The organism is Candidatus Neomarinimicrobiota bacterium (assembly GCA_030743815.1).
Lineage (GTDB): Bacteria > Fidelibacterota > Marinisomatia > Marinisomatales > S15-B10 > UBA2146.
Genome location: JASLRT010000074.1, coordinates 1 through 18,203, shown reverse-complemented (window position 1 = coordinate 18,203; position 18,203 = coordinate 1). Strand labels below are relative to the sequence as shown.

At 50.4% G+C, this 18,203-nt stretch carries 18 protein-coding genes; 12 read left to right on the top strand and 6 right to left on the bottom strand.

Features of this window, described 5'->3' with window-relative positions:
- The first annotated feature begins 3 nt into the window (after nt 1-3).
- The 11 genes from murF to ftsZ all read left to right on the top strand — a co-directional run bounded on the left by murF (nt 4) and on the right by ftsZ (nt 11,769).
- On the top strand, nt 4-1,347 hold the full coding sequence (gene murF / locus QF669_06195; protein ID MDP6457023.1) for a UDP-N-acetylmuramoyl-tripeptide--D-alanyl-D-alanine ligase: 1,344 nt from the start codon (nt 4-6) through the stop codon (nt 1,345-1,347).
- Nucleotides 1,347-2,450, top strand: a complete 1,104-nt coding sequence (gene mraY, locus QF669_06190) for a phospho-N-acetylmuramoyl-pentapeptide-transferase (GenBank protein MDP6457022.1) — start codon at nt 1,347-1,349, stop codon at nt 2,448-2,450. Before murF ends, mraY begins: the two co-directional genes overlap by 1 nt.
- Nucleotides 2,447-3,829: a UDP-N-acetylmuramoyl-L-alanine--D-glutamate ligase gene (gene murD / locus QF669_06185; protein MDP6457021.1), complete on the top strand. Its 1,383-nt coding sequence runs from the start codon at nt 2,447-2,449 to the stop codon at nt 3,827-3,829. The genes mraY and murD overlap by 4 nt, the downstream gene beginning before the upstream one ends.
- Nucleotides 3,826-4,971, top strand: a complete 1,146-nt coding sequence (locus tag QF669_06180) for a putative peptidoglycan glycosyltransferase FtsW (GenBank protein MDP6457020.1) — start codon at nt 3,826-3,828, stop codon at nt 4,969-4,971. Before murD ends, QF669_06180 begins: the two co-directional genes overlap by 4 nt.
- The gene (locus tag QF669_06175; GenBank protein ID MDP6457019.1) at nt 4,964-5,494 is read left to right on the top strand and encodes a glycosyltransferase; all 531 of its coding nucleotides are present in this window, start codon (nt 4,964-4,966) and stop codon (nt 5,492-5,494) included. The genes QF669_06180 and QF669_06175 overlap by 8 nt, the downstream gene beginning before the upstream one ends.
- A gap of 5 nt (nt 5,495-5,499) precedes the next feature.
- Nucleotides 5,500-6,075 (top strand): glycosyltransferase, encoded by a 576-nt coding sequence (locus QF669_06170; GenBank protein ID MDP6457018.1) that lies wholly within the window; start codon nt 5,500-5,502, stop codon nt 6,073-6,075.
- Nucleotides 6,075-7,463: a UDP-N-acetylmuramate--L-alanine ligase gene (gene murC / locus QF669_06165; GenBank protein MDP6457017.1), complete on the top strand. Its 1,389-nt coding sequence runs from the start codon at nt 6,075-6,077 to the stop codon at nt 7,461-7,463. Before QF669_06170 ends, murC begins: the two co-directional genes overlap by 1 nt.
- Nucleotide 7,464: 1 nt before the next feature.
- Entirely contained in the window at nt 7,465-8,397 is a 933-nt protein-coding gene (gene murB, locus QF669_06160) for a UDP-N-acetylmuramate dehydrogenase (GenBank protein ID MDP6457016.1), read from the top strand.
- Nucleotides 8,390-9,202, top strand: a complete 813-nt coding sequence (locus QF669_06155; GenBank protein MDP6457015.1) for an FtsQ-type POTRA domain-containing protein — start codon at nt 8,390-8,392, stop codon at nt 9,200-9,202. The genes murB and QF669_06155 overlap by 8 nt, the downstream gene beginning before the upstream one ends.
- 10 nt (nt 9,203-9,212) lie before the next feature.
- Nucleotides 9,213-10,469: a cell division protein FtsA gene (ftsA, locus tag QF669_06150; protein MDP6457014.1), complete on the top strand. Its 1,257-nt coding sequence runs from the start codon at nt 9,213-9,215 to the stop codon at nt 10,467-10,469.
- A gap of 130 nt (nt 10,470-10,599) precedes the next feature.
- Nucleotides 10,600-11,769, top strand: coding sequence for a cell division protein FtsZ (ftsZ, locus tag QF669_06145; protein ID MDP6457013.1), 1,170 nt, complete (start codon nt 10,600-10,602; stop codon nt 11,767-11,769).
- A 210-nt stretch (nt 11,770-11,979) separates the two neighbouring features.
- Here ftsZ and rpmB read toward each other — a convergent pair whose 3' ends face one another.
- Nucleotides 11,980-12,171, bottom strand: a complete 192-nt coding sequence (rpmB, locus tag QF669_06140) for a 50S ribosomal protein L28 (GenBank protein MDP6457012.1) — start codon at nt 12,169-12,171, stop codon at nt 11,980-11,982.
- A 323-nt stretch (nt 12,172-12,494) separates the two neighbouring features.
- On the opposite strand from rpmB, the gene QF669_06135 reads away from it, so the two are divergent.
- Nucleotides 12,495-13,076, top strand: a complete 582-nt coding sequence (locus QF669_06135; protein ID MDP6457011.1) for a superoxide dismutase — start codon at nt 12,495-12,497, stop codon at nt 13,074-13,076.
- Nucleotides 13,077-13,158: 82 nt separating this feature from the next.
- Here the strand turns inward: QF669_06135 and QF669_06130 are convergent, their stop codons facing one another.
- The 5 genes from QF669_06130 to QF669_06110 form a co-directional block, all read right to left on the bottom strand.
- The gene (locus QF669_06130; protein MDP6457010.1) at nt 13,159-14,127 is read right to left on the bottom strand and encodes a N(4)-(beta-N-acetylglucosaminyl)-L-asparaginase; all 969 of its coding nucleotides are present in this window, start codon (nt 14,125-14,127) and stop codon (nt 13,159-13,161) included.
- A 24-nt stretch (nt 14,128-14,151) separates the two neighbouring features.
- Entirely contained in the window at nt 14,152-15,351 is a 1,200-nt protein-coding gene (locus QF669_06125; GenBank protein MDP6457009.1) for a HAMP domain-containing sensor histidine kinase, read from the bottom strand.
- A gap of 36 nt (nt 15,352-15,387) precedes the next feature.
- Nucleotides 15,388-15,951: an adenylyl-sulfate kinase gene (gene cysC / locus QF669_06120; GenBank protein ID MDP6457008.1), complete on the bottom strand. Its 564-nt coding sequence runs from the start codon at nt 15,949-15,951 to the stop codon at nt 15,388-15,390.
- Nucleotides 15,944-17,080, bottom strand: coding sequence for a sulfate adenylyltransferase (gene sat / locus QF669_06115; GenBank protein ID MDP6457007.1), 1,137 nt, complete (start codon nt 17,078-17,080; stop codon nt 15,944-15,946). The genes cysC and sat overlap by 8 nt, the downstream gene beginning before the upstream one ends.
- Before the next feature lie 88 nt (nt 17,081-17,168).
- Nucleotides 17,169-18,203 (bottom strand): hypothetical protein (locus QF669_06110; protein ID MDP6457006.1); only part of this gene is annotated, 1,035 nt, incomplete at its 5' end.

Genomic DNA, 18,203 nt, shown 5'->3' with positions numbered 1-18,203 from the left:
TGAATGCGAATTGATCTGCCCGAACCGGAACTATTCTACAGGATGCTGTTACGCAAAACAGGCAAGCAATTGGAGACCATGCCGACAGGTATAACTCTCGATTCCAGGGAAGCACAGCCCGGTGATCTCTTCGTAGCCATCAGGGGAGATCGTGTGGACGGTCACAAATATCTCAACAGCGCGAGAGAGAAAGGGTGTGCCGCTGCTTTCGTCGAAGAAATAAACTCAGACTGTCCCCTGCCGCAGATTCAAATGGACAATCCCGCCATAACTATTGCAGGCCTGGCGCAAGAGTGGAGATCAAACTTCTCCGTCCCCGCACTGGGAATTACAGGTAGTAACGGCAAGACATCAACCAAAGATTTGCTCATGCATACACTTTCCGCCAGCCACGTAGTTCACGGCACACGCGGAAATTATAACACCCACCTCGGACTACCTCTCACCCTACTCGAGCTAGTCTCCCATTACACCCTCTCAATCCTCGAAATGGGAGCCAATCAGAGGGGCGATATCGGTTATCTGTGCAATCTGTCCTCACCCCGGTACGGATTGATTACCAATATCGCCCCTGCCCACCTTTCCGGCTTCGGATCGATTGAAAACATCAGCAAGACGAAAGGTGAACTTTTCGATGCTCTACCGTCTGACGGCATCGCTTTTGTGAACTTCGAGGATGAGCGAATCCGAGACTTGACCACTGGTGCTCAAACAGTCACTTACGGCTACAGCGCCGAATGCGATTTTACCTGTGATATTCACAGAGACGAAGACGGCGTACTGAGTATGATCATCAACGGTCACGAAATTTTTCTTAATTCCTACAATCAGACATTTGCCCACAACGTCATAGCTGCTTGTGCCGTCTCCATCACTTTCGATGTCAGCTGGGAAGATTTCGCGCAGTCGGTAATCAGCTTTGAGCCGACAAAAGGCAGATGCATAATCAAGGAGTTCGACGGTGTCACGGTAATCGATGATACCTACAATGCCAACCTCACTTCCACCCTCGCTGCACTTGATCTTCTTCTTGCACACCCCTCGCGGGGAAAAAGAATAGTTGTCTTCGCTGATATGCTCGAACTTGGTGATGATTCTGAAGAACACCATAGACGGGTCGGTAAGGCGTGTGTAGAGAACGGGATCGAGCAACTGTTCTGCCTGGGTGAGGAGAGCCAGATGACAGTTACACTGGCGCAAGCTGCCATTGATGCACGACATTTCGACGACAAGAGAGGGCTCACCGACTGCATAAAAGAGGAGATCAGCGAAGGAGATATCATCCTGTTCAAGGGGTCGCGCGGCATGGAATTGGAGACCGTTATTGAGGAGGTATTCAAGGACTGATGCTTTACCATCTTCTCTACCCTCTCACTTCATACATCTCGGGGTTTAACCTTTTTCAATACATCACGTTCCGTTCGGCAATGGCGGCTATCACGGCGTTGCTGATCAGCTTTATCGTGGGTCCCTTGCTCATTAAACTTATGCGGTCGCGCCAGATAGTAGAGGAGATTCGCGATACGGGACCGGAAACACATCACATCAAGAAGGGCACGCCAACCATGGGGGGAGTCATTTTGCTCCTCGCGGTGATTCTCCCCACCCTCTTGTGGGCTAACCTGGAAAATCCTTATATCCATATGATACTCTTTGTGACGGTAGGAACCGGCATTCTCGGTTTTATGGACGACTACCTGAAAACCGTCAAGAAAACCAAGAAAGGACTCATCGCCCGCTACAAGCTGACAGGCCAGATCGTTATCGGACTTTTGCTGGGAAGCTGGCTTTTTCTGGCGCCAGAGTTTGCCGAAACTAGGGGCATCACTTCAATACCTTTCTTCAAAAACCTTGAAATTTCGTTCGGCTTCCTTTATATCCCATGGGTAATGGTGGTGGTGACCGCCAGCTCGAACGCCGTCAATCTTACGGACGGTCTCGATGGCCTTGCTTCCGGTCTACTTGCTATCTGTGCCGTCGCCCTGGGAGTAGTGGCATATATCTCGGGCCGTGTGGACTTTAGCGATTACCTGAATATCATCTATCTACCCGGTGCTGGTGAGCTGGCCATTTTCGCATCTGCTCTCATGGGATCCTGTCTCGGATTTCTCTGGTTCAACGCACCGCCAGCACAGATCTTTATGGGCGACACAGGAGCTCTCGCTGCCGGAGGCGCCCTGGGTACCCTCGCCTTGCTTGTGAAAAAAGAATTCCTTCTTGTGATCCTTGGCGGCGTCTTCGTCTGGGAAGCAGTCTCCGTCCTTATCCAGCTCAGCTACTTCAAGTGGAGTAAACAAAAAAACGGGGAAGGAAAACGATTCTTCCGCATGGCTCCCATCCACCACCACTATGAAATGAAAGGGTGGAAGGAAACACAAGTGGTTATCCGATTCTGGATTATCGGAATTTTGTTCGCCCTGATGACCATGAGCACGTTCAAGATCCGATGATAGATATCAGCGTAAGAGAGAATATTGAATTAAAGGGCAAGACAGTTGCCGTCATTGGCGCCGGGAAAAGCGGCGCTGCTGCCGCCAGGCTCCTTATCAAGAAGGAGGCCAACGCTCTTCTCAGCGATCAAAATGAGTCACCTTTATTAACTAAGGATTTATCTGAATTGGAAAGATTGGGTGTAGCCATGGAATTTGGTGGCCACTCAGAAAAAATCTTTGAGGCAGACATGATGGTAGTCAGCCCCGGAGTCCCACAGGATGCCGATGCCATCCGATGTGCCAGCGAGAAGGAGATACCAGTAGTGAGCGAAGTCGAACTCGCCAGCTGGTTTACAGACTTGCCTGTCGTGGCAGTTACAGGTTCAAATGGCAAAACCACCACTACTACAATGCTGGCGGAAATGTGTACCAGGGGCAAGTTTAATCCCTTTCTCGCTGGCAACATCGGTATCCCTTTTTCGGAAACAGTCACTTCTACTCTTGAGACTCGACCTGAGAAAGGCATACACATCCTGGAGATCAGCAGTTTCCAGATGGAGCACATTCGTCATTTCCATCCCAAGGTTGCTGTCTTATTGAATTTAACTGCTGATCACCTCGACCGGTATCCAACGGTGGATGATTATGCCGCCGCCAAGATGCGCATCATGGAGAATATGACTGCTGACGACACCGTCATCTTCAACAGCGATGACTCCCAGCTGTCAGCTATGATTCATACAACGGCGCAACTTATCCCCTTCTCACTCGCCGGTCACAGCGATTCCCTCTTCAGTGTCAATGAAACGAAGATCTATGATGGAGCAGATGAAATCCTTATTTACAAGAAGGATGTATCGCTTCCCGGTGTTCATAATTTGACCAACTTCCTTGCGGCCGCAACGGCGTGCCGTCTGCTCGGCGTAACTGTCGAAGCTATTGGGAAGGTGATGCAAACATTTAGCGGAGTACCACACCGCCTCGAGTATATCCTCACGCTCGATGGCGTCGATTACTACAACGATTCCAAGGCAACTAACATCGATTCTGTAAAGGTTGCACTGGATTCATTCCCAGGACCTGTCATCCTCATCATGGGCGGCAGAGATAAAGGTGCAAACTTCCGGGAACTTCACCCCTACCTCGCGGGAAAGGTGAAACGAATCATCGTGCTGGGAGAGGCGGCTGATCGAATCCAAGAGTCCCTCTCACCCATACCCCCCTCAACAAGAGCCCACTCGCTCGATTCAGCTGTCTCCCTCGCACATGATTATTCCCAGTCCGGTGATACCGTCCTTCTTGCCCCGGGATGCGCCAGCTTCGACATGTTCACTAATTTCGAGGAACGCGGCGATACCTTTAAACAGGCTGTCAACGCTCTGGAGAGTCAACAGTGAAGGCAATCCAGGTATCTTCACAGCATTACGACAAAAGCCTGCTCACGATTGCTCTTATTCTTGTTTCCATCGGAACGGTCATGGTATTCAGCGCCAGCACAAATATCTCCATGGAAAATTACGGCAACGGAACACACTTCTTCCGACGTCACCTGCTGAGAGCCGCCATAGGCCTGATCTTCATGATCACAGCAATGAGAGTCGATTATCGAATCCTCAAGAAGATTGCATCCCCCTTCCTGATCGGAAGTATTGTACTGCTGATCCTGACTAAAGTCCTCTACCTTGTGCAGGGCAACAGTTCACCGGCACGGTGGATGTCACTGGGACTGCTCTCGCTCCAAACTTCGGATATTGCCAGATTCGCCATTATTCTCTACCTGGCGGCATACGTCGATAAGAAACGCGATCAATTGCGCGATTTCGTTACCGGGTTTCTTCCCCCCATCGTCGTAATAGGGATTATTATGGGATTGATCATCATTCAGCCCGATTTCAGTACAGCTGTCATGATCGGAATGATCTCCGTCACACTACTCTTTGTAAGCGGTGCCAGGCTGCCTCATATTATTGCAACGGCAAGTGTATCCATCGCTATCCTGATTCCGGTGCTGCTGGCCGCCGAATACCGTATCGCCCGTATCAAGTCGTTCTTCAGCGGGGGTCTCGACATTTCGGGAATGAACTATCAGGTTCAGCAGTCACTCATCAGTCTCGGCAATGGTGGCATCACCGGCGTCGGCCTTGGCGAAAGTGTCGGCAAGAACCTTTTCCTACCGCTACCACACACTGATTTCATCCTGTCTATCATCGGCGAAGAAGTGGGCTTCGCCGGTATTTTTCTGATTATCACACTCTATCTGGCTCTCTTCCAGAGAGCGCTGAAAATCTCCAAAGGGTGTACCGATATTTTTGGCATTCTTCTGGCAACGGGGCTTGCGCTTCAGGTAATCTTATACGCCTTCATCAACTCCGCCGTAGTGACCGCTATGGTGCCAACTACAGGTCTCCCCATGCCTTTCATCAGCTTCGGCGGCAGCGGTCTTGTTACCAATCTTCTATCCATTGGAATTCTGTTAAACATCTCAATGGCGAAACGTATTGTACGTGAAAAAAAACCAGCAGGAGTTCTCTTTGCCTGAACGCGGACTGAATGTTGTTATGGCAGGTGGCGGCACCGGGGGTCACCTTTTCCCCGCCATCGCTATCACCCATGCACTCAAAGAGAAAGTGCAGTATGTCCAGATTCATTTTGTCGGCTCAAAATATGGTATTGAAGCAAGTAAGTTCCCTCACGGCGATTACCCCTATACACTTCTGAATATCAGGGGATTTGCCAGAGGATTTTCTAGTGTCGCTGTGGCACGGAATCTGCTGTTTCCGTGGCGATTCCTCACCGCATACTGGCAATCGAGACGACTATTGACCCAGTTTTCGCCCGACGTAGTCGTGGGGACCGGCGGGTATGCCAGCGGCCTGCCGCTTCTCGCCGCCGTGCATAAAAAGATTCCCACTCTCATTCATGAGCAAAACTCGTATCCGGGATTAACTACGAGATGGCTGGCAGAGAGAGTCGGACGCCTCTGTCTCAGTTATGAGGAAAGTGCCGCATACCTTAAAAAAAAAGTTTCCGTCTCACTGGCAATCCTGTGCGCAAGGATCTGAATACGATGAGCAAACATGAAGCGTTGAATCATTTCAACTTGGACCACGGAAAACCGGTACTTGCTGTCATCGGCGGAAGTCAAGGATCCAAAGCGCTGAATGACACTGTCACCGCATCTGTCGAACAGATGAAGACGAACAATATTCAAATCCTCTGGCAGACCGGGATGGCACACTACGAACAGTTGAAGCATTTTGAGACAGATTCGCCGGTGGTGAAGGTCTTCCCTTTCACGGACGATATGGGTGCTGTCTATTCGGCGGCAGACCTGATTGTTTCACGGGCGGGTGCCCTAGCCCTGGCGGAGATCGCCTATTGTGGCAAACCGTCGCTCCTGATCCCTTTTCCCGGTGCTGCCGCCAATCATCAGATGAAGAACGCCCAAAACCTCGCCGACAGGGACGCCGCCGTGATTATCAAGGAAGGCGATCTGGCAAACGACTCATTCACAGAGGCCATACAATCTATGATTGGGGATAAGGAGCGGCTAGCGGCCATGAGCATAAAGGCTGGAGGCGCGGCTGTACAGGATGCGGCCGAACGGATCGTCGATGAAATCGTAGCTTTGGCGGAAGCGTGATGTTTGGCAAGATCAGAAAAGTTCATTTTGTTGGTATCGGCGGAATCGGTATGAGCGGCATTGCCGAACTGCTACTCAACCTTGGCTTCAATGTGTCAGGATCAGACCTTAAACCGTCAGAGATTACTAAAAGTTTGAGGCAGAAGGGCGCCGTCATTTTCGAAGGTCATGGCTATGATAACATCAACGACAGTGACATGCTGGTTTATTCATCGGCGGTCAACATGGACAATCCAGAGGTCCAGGCTGCCAGAGACCGCGGTATTCCCGTTATCCGCCGGGCGGAGATGCTTGGTGAACTTCTCAAGCTTAAGGCGATAAGCATTGCTATCGGCGGCACACATGGCAAGACGACCACCACTTCGATGATGGGCGCAGTCTTAACAGCGGGCGAACTGGATCCCACAATCGTCGTGGGAGGCGTCGTGAAGAGCCTTAATGTCAATGCGTTACTCGGAGCGGGAGATGTGATCGTGGTAGAGGCAGATGAGTTCGACAAGAGTTTCCTCCAGCTCAGTCCGACATACGCTGTCATCACCAACATCGACAGTGATCATATGGACTGTTACGATAGTCAGGAAGATCTGCTGAACGCCTTCACCCAATTTGCAAATGCGGTGCCGTTTTACGGTACTGTAGTCGCCTGTACTGATGAACCGCTGGTGAAGAAGATTGTCCCCAACATCAGTCGTCCCGTCGTTACTTACGGTTTTACTAAGGATGCCGATTTCCGCGCGGAACAGATGGAGTACCGCGAGATTCAGACGGACTTCGTGGTAAAGCATAAGAATGAAGAATTAGGATCAATTCAGCTCCAGGTTCCAGGCGCCCACAATGTCAAAAACGCCCTGGCCGTCATTGGGCTGAGCTTTGAACTGGATATCAACTTCGATACGATCAGGAGAGGGTTGAAGAATTTCTCTGGTGTCCGCAGGCGATTCGAAATCAAGGGGATCTTTAACGACATTATGGTAGTGGACGATTATGCACACCACCCTACAGAAGTATCGGCAACATTGAAGGCGGTCAAGAATGGCTGGGAGAGACGACTAGTCTCTGTCTTTCAGCCTCACCTCTATACGCGCACCAGGGATTTTTACGAAGATTTTGCACGCGCTTTCCTCATCAGCGACGTCCTCATTGTAACGGATGTTTATCCCGCCAGGGAAGAGCCCATCGAAGGGGTTAGTGGAGAATTAATCGTCAATGCTGCAAAGTCCATGGGGCATAAGGATGTCCACTGGGTTAAAGACAAGAAATCGGTGGTGGCGGCATTGAGGGCGCTGGTAAACGAAGGTGACTTAGTAATAACGTTGGGTGCCGGTGATATCTGGCGCATGGGGGATCAATACGTTGCCGTACTACAGGGAGAGAAAATAGAAGTTTGAAGTGTCAACCGTTAGCAAAGAATTCAGAGATCTGGAAGAAGAAATGAACGGTACAGTAAAGTGGAACGAACCGATGTCGCGCCACACTTCGTACGGTATCGGCGGTACGGCACTGGGATTCTTCTATCCCGCTGACGAAGAAGATCTGAAAGTTTTATTGCGCTTCGTAGGTCATCACGGCGTGGAAGTCTTTTTCGCCGGTTCCGGCTCGAATCTTCTGGTAAGTGATGACGGTTTTGACGGCTTCGTTATCAGCCTCGCGAAACACTTCAAGAAGCTTACAATTGACGGCACCAGCGTCTTTGCCCAGAGCGGTACCATGATGGGTCATTTCGTGAAAGAGTGCATCAAGAACGATCTAGCCGGTGTGGAAAGCCTGATCGGTGTTCCCGGGACGCTCGGCGGCGCTATCAGGATGAACGCCGGCGCTTACGGTCACGAGATATCTAACTTCCTGACCACTGTTAATGTCATCACCCCCGACGGAAAGCCGAAAACCTATTTGAAGCGTGAAATTGACTTCGGCTACCGCTATTCTTCTCTCACTGATCGTGAGGTTCTTCTATCAGCGCAGTTCGAGTTCCAGAAAGGGTTGCCGGATAAAATCGCTGAATTGAAGGCCAAGTCCAGTGCCAGCCGCAAGTTATCACAACCGCTTCGGTTCCGCTCCGCTGGCAGTGTTTTCAAGAATCCGCCCCATGCCCAAGCCGCCGGCTACCTCATCGACAAGGCCGGCCTAAAGGGGAAACGATCAGGCGATGCGGAAATCTCTCCACAGCACGCCAACTTCTTCGTCAATCACGGTAAGGCATCGGCAGAAAACATTGCCGAATTGATCCGGACAGCACGTAAGGAGATTAAGGAAAAATTCGATATCGATCTGGAACTTGAGATTAAGACTCTCGGTTTCCCACAAGGACACTTTGATGCGTAAGCGACAGACAAAAAACAAGAAACGTAAAGGCAGATCAATAAAACGGATGCCTCAGTGGGTTTCCCTTCTTGTGCGGGCAACAGTTGTAACTTTTTCTCTGGTATCGGTGGCGGTGCTCATTTTATTCGCCTTTTCTTGGGCTGATTCTTTCGATCATTTCGATGTCTTGAATATCAGGGTGGCAGGACACAGTCACCTACAGCGGGAAGATATACTTGAGTCAATCGATTTGCCCCGCTTCCCTTCCCTCATGGATATTGACCTAGAAGCCATTCAGCGAAAACTGGAGGAACACCCATTCGTTAAAGGGGCCAGAATCAGTAGGGATTTCCCCTCTACCTTGAATATCGATCTCATCGAACGATCCCCTATCGCTTATCTGAATCTTGCGCCTTTCATCATGATCGATGCGGACGGTGTTGTCCTCCCCACTGAAAACGGCAGTTTCGATTTCGATATCCCTACTCTCACCGGCTTCAATCCGGCGACGGAACTTTACCCGATCGGTAAACAGTGTCTTTCCCAAAAAGTTATGGAAGCGGTGGAATATCTCCATCTGATCAGGACAAATTTTACCAACCTCTACAGTAACATCTCTGAAATGAAGGTAGATGCGGGCGATGAATATGTCATTGTTCTGGCTAAGCGCCCCACTCAAATCTATCTCGGCGCCATAGAGGTGCCGCATCAGCTCAATATGCTGAGAAAATTTGCGTTCACGGTTTCGGGCATCCGCTCTCTGTACGATTACAAGTATGTTGACCTGCGCTACAGAAACCAGATAATCGTCAGAGAAAGAACTTGAGGAACTGATTATGGCTCAAGATAAAGGAATATGTGTCGGTCTCGATATTGGTACCACTAAGATATGCTGCGTCATTGCGCAATACGATGAACAGAGCTCCGGACTGAAACTTCTCGGTACAGGTATTGCCCCATCGGAGGGCGTGAAACAGGGTATCGTAATAAACATCGATGACACTATTCAGTCTATTGAATCCGCTGTTCATAAAGCGGAAAAGATGGCCAATCTGAAAGTTTCTGACGCTTATGTCGGCATTTCTGGTGATCATATCAGGGGCATCAATACGCACGGGGCAATTGCCGTTTCAAAGAACGGTCACCCGGTAAACTATGAACATGAAATTTCTAACGCTGATATCAGCAGAGTTCTGGAGATGTCGAAGGCTATCTCCCTCCCCGTTGACCGAGGTATCCTCCACATCCTTCCTCAGGAATACGTAGTAGACGAACAGGGTGGCGTGAAGAATCCTCTGGGGATGGTAGGGAGACGGCTGGAAGCGCAGGTGCACCTTGTTACGGGCGCCACATCAGCAGCCAAGAATATCAGCAAGTGTGTAGAAGAAGCGGGCATTGAAGTTAACGGGCTCATTTACCAGCCTCTCGCATCGGCGGCGGCGGCCCTGGAACGTCATGAAAAGGAGCTAGGGGTTGCCCTGGTGGATATCGGGGGCGGAACTACCGACGTATCCGTTTTCTTTGATAGTGCCGTACGACATTCTGCCGTTATCGGGCTCGGCGGCAATAACATTACTAATGATATCGCCATGATGACACAAGTTTCCATCGAGGAGGCTGAAGCCGTTAAGATCAAGTACGGTTCAGCAAAGGCATCGATGGCGTCCACGGATCTAGAAGTTGAACTACCGCATAAGCCTGGCGAGATGGCCAGGAAGATTTCCGAACATGAGATCTCCAGATATGTGGAAGCACGGATGAAAGAGATCTTCGATATGGTAGAACGCGAAATCAGCCGTGCCGATGTGGACGGCCCGGTCAGCTTTGGCATCGTCCTCACGGGGGGCGGTGCGCTGCTCAAGAACGTTACAAGTCTGGCTGAAGAAGTCCTCGAGGGACCGGTGAAGATCGGTATTCCGCGAGGTTTGAGTGGTATCATGGATATTGCCGCAAGTCCCATCTATGCCACTGCCATCGGCCTCGTCCAGTTCAGTTCTACTGTAGCTTTGGACATTAACTTGGGAACAGATCGCGAACCGCCGTTTTCGAAGGGTTTTCGTCGCGTGAAAGGGTGGTTCAGTGAATTCTTCTAGAAATCTTTGACGGAAGTTAGATAAAAGGAGTTAAGAAACTGAAAATAACATCAACATGACGGAGCACTGATTTCACAAATTTGGAATAACAGTCAGCTTCGCGGGAGAGTAAAATAAGGAGGGAATCATGCTGTTCGAATTCGACACACTAGCAGACCAGAAGGCCAGAATCAAAGTAATCGGTGTAGGGGGTGCAGGTGGAAATGCCATTAACCGTATGATATCTGCGGGCCTCGGTGGCGTTGACTTTATCGCCATCAACACGGATGCACAGGACTTGGACAACAATAAATCAGAGACGAAGATACAGATCGGAAAAAACCTGACGAAGGGTTTGGGCGCGGGTGCGAAAGCAGATATAGGCCGGGCCGCCATGGAATCGGAAAAAGACGCGGTAGCATCCATCATGGAAGCGGCTGATATGGTCTTTGTCACTGCCGGCATGGGCGGCGGTACCGGAACCGGTGCTTCCCCCATCGTAGCTCAGATTGCAAAGGAGATGAGCGCGCTTACTGTAGGCGTCGTAACAAAACCGTTCAATTTTGAAGGCCCCAAACGGATGAGGCGGGCTGAATCCGGAATCGACGATATGCAAAAGAACTGTGATACGCTGATCTCGATCCCAAATCAGCAGCTCCTTTCCATCATCGATAAATCCACTACCGTTGTGGAAGCTTTCCAGATGGCCGATTCGATCCTGCTCCAAGCCACACGCGGGATCTCGGACCTCATCAACCTTCATGGCCTGATCAACCTCGATTTTGCCGACGTTGATACCGTCATGCGGGACATGGGAGACGCTATCATAGGGACAGGCATTGCCGAAGGTGAAGAGCGATCGGTGCTGGCAGCGCAACAGGCCATCTCCAGTCCGCTGCTGAATGATGTGAATATCTGCGGGGCACAAGGCGTCCTTGTGAACATCACCGGTGGTGAAAAGATGACACTTATGGAAGTTGATGAAGCAACATCCATCATCTTTGAAGAAGCGGGCGATGACGCCAATATTATCTTCGGCGCTGTCATAGATCCCAATATGAAAGATGAAATCCATGTGACGGTCATCGCCACAGGCTTCGCCATGAGAGCAACCGCGGTGGAAGAAGAATCATCTCGGAAGGAAATACTACCGACATTCCGCAAGGAAGCAATCACCATTCATAACACGGTGAATGCACCAACACACGAGGCCAAGAAATCCGGAGAGGCACAATCGCCAACTGAGTCGAAGGTAGATCCTGTCATCTTCAAGGATGACGATCTGGAGATCCCGGCATTCCTGAGACAGAGGCACGAATAACGCCACCTGATTCCCTCATACGAATAGTCACACACCTCCCTGAAAACAAAAACCCGCCCAAAGGCGGGTTTTTGTTTCATTAAGATAAGAACCTGATTAATCGTTCATGGGTGAGAATCTTTCAACCTTCGAGATTATCCAAATCTTGATGGACTTTCCCAGGATAGTGACATAAAAGAAGAGTCGAACTTCTCTCTAAATGAAAGATTTTCAGACGGCCTTGATGACCTTGCCAGAGCGGAGGCAGGCGGTACAGACTTTAATCCGCTTAACCGATCCGTTAACAACCGCCTTTACCCGTTTCAGATTGGGCAACCAACGACGGCGCGTCTTGTTGTGGGCATGACTGACATTATTCCCCGCCGCGGGACCTTTTCCACATATTTCGCAAACTCGTGCCATGATTACCTCAATTCTTGTCTCTCAAAAAGTAGGCAAAGTTAGTGATAGAGAGCGAAAAGTCAAAAAAATTTTGATGAATACAGTAACGTCTCTCGAATCTCATTGCCACGGCTCCCTACCAGTATTCATTGATCCGCGAAAACCTTGAAGGTCCCATAAGTTCTGTCTGTCAAAGTATAACGGGACATCCCCAACCTGACTTGAATAAAGTAGACGAATTTAGTCCAAATAGGCGTTGGAAATAGTGCGCGGAGAACCATATATTTGCAAAAAGTAGTTAATGCATTCTCAGCACATTTCAGATAGAATCAGGAGGAACCATAATGGAACACAGATTACCTGACTTGCCCTACGAGAAAGATTCTCTCGAGCCACACATCTCCAGCGAGACGCTCGAATATCATCACGGCAAACACCATAATACTTACGTACAGAATCTCAACAAACTGATCCAGGGAACTGAGTTCGAGGATCAGGATTTAGATGAGATTGTCGCAAACGCTACGGGTGGACTGTTCAACAATGCCGCCCAGCACTGGAACCATTCCTTCTACTGGGACTGTATGAGTCCGAACGGAGGCGGTGAACCTTCCGGCACCCTGGCACAAGCCATAAACGGCGCGTTTGGATCGTTTGATGAATTCAAGGATCTGTTTTCTAATACAGCTATTACCACTTTCGGCTCTGGGTGGGCTTGGTTAGTGAGCAACGACGGCGGGAATCTTCAGATCGTTAGCGCAAAGAATGCCGAAAACCCTATTAGTTCGGGACAAACTCCGCTCCTCACTTGTGACGTATGGGAGCACGCCTATTACGTCGACTACCGCAATGCCCGTCCTAAATACGTGGAAGCTTTCTGGAATGTTATCAACTGGGATTTCGTCATCGAGAAACTGGAATCGTAGGATTTCTGACGTTATAACCCGGAACAATCACAAAAGCCCCGAAATTCGGGGCTTTTGTGTTGTAAATGGTATTCTCTGAGATTCAGGTCAATCCCTTCACATCGTACAGCCTGTTCTTTCCCGACTGATAAAGAGCATACTGAAAGCCGTCCTTGATAGCAGCGGCGCCAGTAACACCATCTTTCCGTAGAGCTATATAAGCAACCTGAAAATCCGGATTTCCATTGTATCTCCTCGTTATACGCTGCAGAGCTTCTTTGCAGGCATCTTCCGGTTTGAAACCCTGTCGCATCAGTTCCACCACCAGGAAACTACCGGCTGTTTTAATGACCTCCTCTCCCAGGCCTGTGGCACCGGCTGCTCCAATATCGTTGTCGCAAAACATTCCCGCCCCGATGATGGGACTGTCACCGATGCGGCCATGGATCTTGAAAGCGAGACCGCTGGTGGTGCAAGCACCAGCAAGATTTCCCTTTTCATCCTGCGTCAGCATGGAAATGGTATCGTGATCTTCATTAGGTCCCCAGTTATCCTTATCACTCAATCCTTCCTTCCATTTGAGCCACGCTTCCCGCGCCTGATCGGTTAGCAAATTCTCTTCCTTAAAACCGTGTGATAGAGCAAAACGCCTGGCTCCATCACCCACCAGCATGACGTGTTTACTGCGCTCCATTACCTTCCTCGCCACGGAGATGGGGTGCTTAATGTCCTGAATGAAGGCCACCGAACCTGCATTACCCGTTGAATCCATGATACACGAATCAAGTGTAACGTGACCATCTTCATCAGGCAGACCTCCGTAACCGACCCCACCCATTTCAGGGTCTCCCTCCGGTACCCTCACACCCGCCTCTACCGCATCCAGCGCCGAGCCTCTTCGCTCGAGGATTTTCATAGCCGCCTGGTTAGCCTCTACGCCAAAACTCCATGTAGAGATGACAGCTGGCTTACCGGTTGAACGCGATACTCTTCTCACTTCACCCTTTACCAATGCCGCCGGAATTGCAGACGTCGCCAAGACAGCTTGAATGAATTTTCGTCTTGAAATCATAGTTATCCCCTTCTAAGGTTGACGTTATCGGCTACGCAGCAACGGAAGCCTGATCTCAAAGGTTGTACCTGTGCCCACATCAGTCTTCACAATTCTGACTTTCCCATCCTGAAAGTCTTCGATGATTCTTTTGGTCATACTGAGCCCGACGCCCCACCCTCTCTCCTTAGTAGTGTAACCCGGGCGGAAAACGTTCTTTCGGTCGCGGCGCGGAATGCCCCGTCCTGTGTCTGTTACTGAAATTATCGCTTCATTAGCGGCGGCTTCGGCGCTGATGGTAACCTTTCCGCCAGTTTTATCGACTGAATCGATGGCATTCTTCACAAGATTCTCTAGCGCCCACGAAAGCAGCGTCGGCGTTGCGGTCACCGTTACGGGATCGCCATCCACCACACTGAGAGCAACATCACTGGCACTCTGAGGAAGACGGCTCTGGAAATAGGTCGCCGTCGATTGAATCAGAGCACGCAGATCAATCTCTTCCACCCTGGGTACGGAACCCATTCGCGCAAACCTGTCGCTGATCTTCTTCAGCCTGTCAACATCATCAGCCATCTGATCGGAAACTTCGGCGGCCGCTTCCGGCTTTTCCTGCAACCGCTCCAACCATCCCATGAGGGAAGAGACCGGCGTTCCAAGCTGATGGGCGGTCTCCCGCGCCATCCCGAACCAGATGTGCTGTTTCTCAGTATTACGAATCACCTGAAAACCTGAGAATCCGAGAAAGATGAAGAAGGCCACCGCACCGATCTCAATAAAAGGCATGATTCTAAGCCGCCGGATAAGGACTGAATCACCATAATGGAGATAGCCTAGATTCACCTCATTGACTCCGGGATAGTCCTCCGACTGGATCGACACCATGAGTGGAATGGGAGTGTTCTGGCTATCCATATCGCGCATGAAGCCGAGGACGGCCTCTATATTCAGTTCTTCACTCCCTTCAAGATTCCTCCAGATGATGGGATTTCCAACAGAATCGGTGTGAATAATAGGAAAGGTTACTTTCTGGATGATCTCGGTAAAAACGAACTCCAGCTCGCTGTCAGAGGCTTCTGTGACGCCTTTAGCGATGAGCCGGGCATAGAGAGTTACCGTATCACGACTCTCTGTTCTCAGATCAGAGATAATGGATTGAGTATAGAAAAAAAGGCCGGACATTAACGCAATGGCACCCACAAAGAGTGCCGCTTTGATATTTCCGGCCTGTCGGTAGATTTTCATTTCTCCCCTCGCGGAGAGGAAATTACAGCGGACTGGCTATATTATGTAGCCATTTTCCCGTAAGTACAGGATGATGGCGTCAACTTCGGACTCGAGGGTCATCTCGCTCGTGTCAACCGTAATTTCAGCGTTTTCAGGCACCTCATACGGATCATCTATACCGGTGAAATTCTTGATATCGCCCTTGCGCGCCTTAGCGTAGAGTCCCTTCACGTCCCTGTCCTCACACACTTCCAACGGACATTTCACAAACACTTCGACAAACCTGCCGATTTCTCCCCGGGCATACTGTCTCTCGGCCTGATAGGGCGAAATAAAGGCGCAGACGGTGATGACACCGTGTGTCACCAGCATCTCCGCCACAAATGTCACTCTCTCAATATTTTTGTCCCTGTCTTCTTTGGAAAACCCAAGATCGCGCGTCAGCTTCTTCCTCACCACGTCACCATCGAGGCGTTGTACATAGTAGCCCATTCCCCGGAGTCTTTCTACAAGAGGAATGGAGATAGTCGTTTTGCCGGCGCCCGAAAGACCCGTTAGCCAGATGGCTACACCACGTTCCTGATTCCGGCCTGGCTTTACAGCCTGCTCATCACTCATTCTGATAATACCTCCTCAAGATTACTTCCACCTCCGGTCGAGTGAATTCTTCGGGCAATCGCTCACCCTTCATAAGCGTCTCCCTCACTTTCGATCCGCTGAGATAGATTTTCTCATGGTCCATGGCACGGGAAGTCTTGGTGGTAGCCATAAGATCAGTCCGTTTGCAATAGAATGCGTGCTCAAAAAACATCGGTTCGATACCCAGTTCGTCGCGGGAGAAACGATCAAAGATTCTCTGAGCGTCATAAGTACCGTAATAATCTCTTACGCCGGCGTGGTCGCGCCCGACAATAAAATGCGTACAGCCGTAGTTCTTTCTGGTGATGGCGTGGAAGACGGCCTCCCGCGGTCCGGCGTAGCGCATGAAGGCGGGAAAGACTGAGAGTACGGTGTGGCGGTGGGGATAGTAATTATCGAGGATAGCTTCGTAACAGTCCATCCTCACTTCCGCCGGAATATCGTCTCCCTTCGTTTCGCCCACAATAGGATGTAGCAGCAGCCCGTCAACCAGTTCCAAAGCGCACTTGGTGATGTATTCGTGAGCGCGGTGGATGGGATTCCGCGTCTGAAAGGCGACGACCGTGCGCCACTCCATCTCCTGAAACTTTTGCCTCAGCTCTTGCGCCGTTTTCCGATAGGTGCCGAATCTCTCGTGGGACGGCAGACGGTGAGCCGTCACGTCGCCCGCCAGATAATAGTTACCCTGATCAAACAGTCTCGCCACGCCGGGATGATCGTGATCGGTAGTGAGGTAGACTTTTTCAGCCTCTTCTTCCTTGTCATATTTGAAGATGTCCTGAACGGCAATGCTGCCTACCGTGTCCCCCTCAGCCGACACCAGATTGACTGTTTCCTGATTCCCGATCTGATCACGCTCCGCATCATCGATTGGAAGCATAACAGGGATGGTCCAGACGAAGCCGTCGGTAAGGTACATATCGTTGAGCACATTCTGATAATCTTCCTGCCCCATGAATCCTGTGAGTGGACTCAGCGCGCCGGAAGCGAGCATCTCGAAATCTGCCGCCGCCCGTCTGGAGAGTACCAGCGTGGGCGTATCAGACCGGTCGTCTTTAGACGGATCAGCCAAAAGGTTGACAAGTGTGCCGCCGTGGGGGTCCATCATATATGTTGAATCTCTATCTTACAGTTCCTGTTTCAGACGTAAAATTTACGAATAGCAAGAGTCATCTCAATAATCTTAATAGAGGGAGTCAGTGCCGTTCTTTCGAACGGGAGAACAAGGAGATATACCTACGCCTGTTCATCAGGACAACCGCCAGAAGCGTAACCGTGAGTGAGATTCTTGATGTCAAGCGTGAACTACGAAAAAGGGTCGCCTCTGCGGTAAATGTGACCAGATGTTCCCCGGACGGAACAGTGACGGATCTGAGAACGTGGTTCGTCTGGTAGATGGGCGTAGGCTCACTATCCACTGTCGCGCTCCATCCCGGCCGATAGTAGTTTTCTGACAGGACAAGAAGGCCGCCCGTTTCAGACGTTGTTCTGATGACGATCTCATTCTCTTCGTACGCTACAACTTCAACACTCCCTCCCGCATCCGGGCTCAACTCAGGTCCTTCGTAGTTCACGACTATGGCCTCGGCGTCAGGATCAAAGTCTTTCTGCAATACCGCTTGAAGAGATTCGTCCTGTGATAGAACAGACTGAACTCGCGCCACCAACCATGCTCTGGGAAGAACAGTCATGTTTTCATAGACATTCCTGTTGCTCTGGAAATCTAGGAGCTGTTCAGCCCACATCCCATCAGCTTGAATCTCCCGTGAAGTCAACAGATACTTGACATTCAGCATGTTGAGCACCGCCGCACTGTTCAATCCGCCGCCATCCATGAGGTCCTGATAGCTCCTCAGTTTCACCGGGCGATAGCCGCCCACTGAGGAGAGACCGAAGTAGGCGTACCAGTTGGAGTTGAAATCTTCCACCGGCATGATCCTGAAAAGACTGTCATCTTCCAGCAGGAACTTCACCTCCGGCGTCACACGAAACTGGCTTTGGATGGCGGTGCCTCGCTTGAGATTGAGAAACTCACTGTCCACAATCCACAGGTCCACCACTGTGATACTCAACAAGATCAATCCTGCAACTGATGGCGTTACCATGCGGTGTATTCCGAGCCAGATTGCACCGAAACCAGCGCCGGAAATCACAATGACAAGCAGGAGTCCTTTCTGGAATATGTCGTGCCTTACCGTAACTAACTGCCTCAGAACTTGAGGTTGATAGCG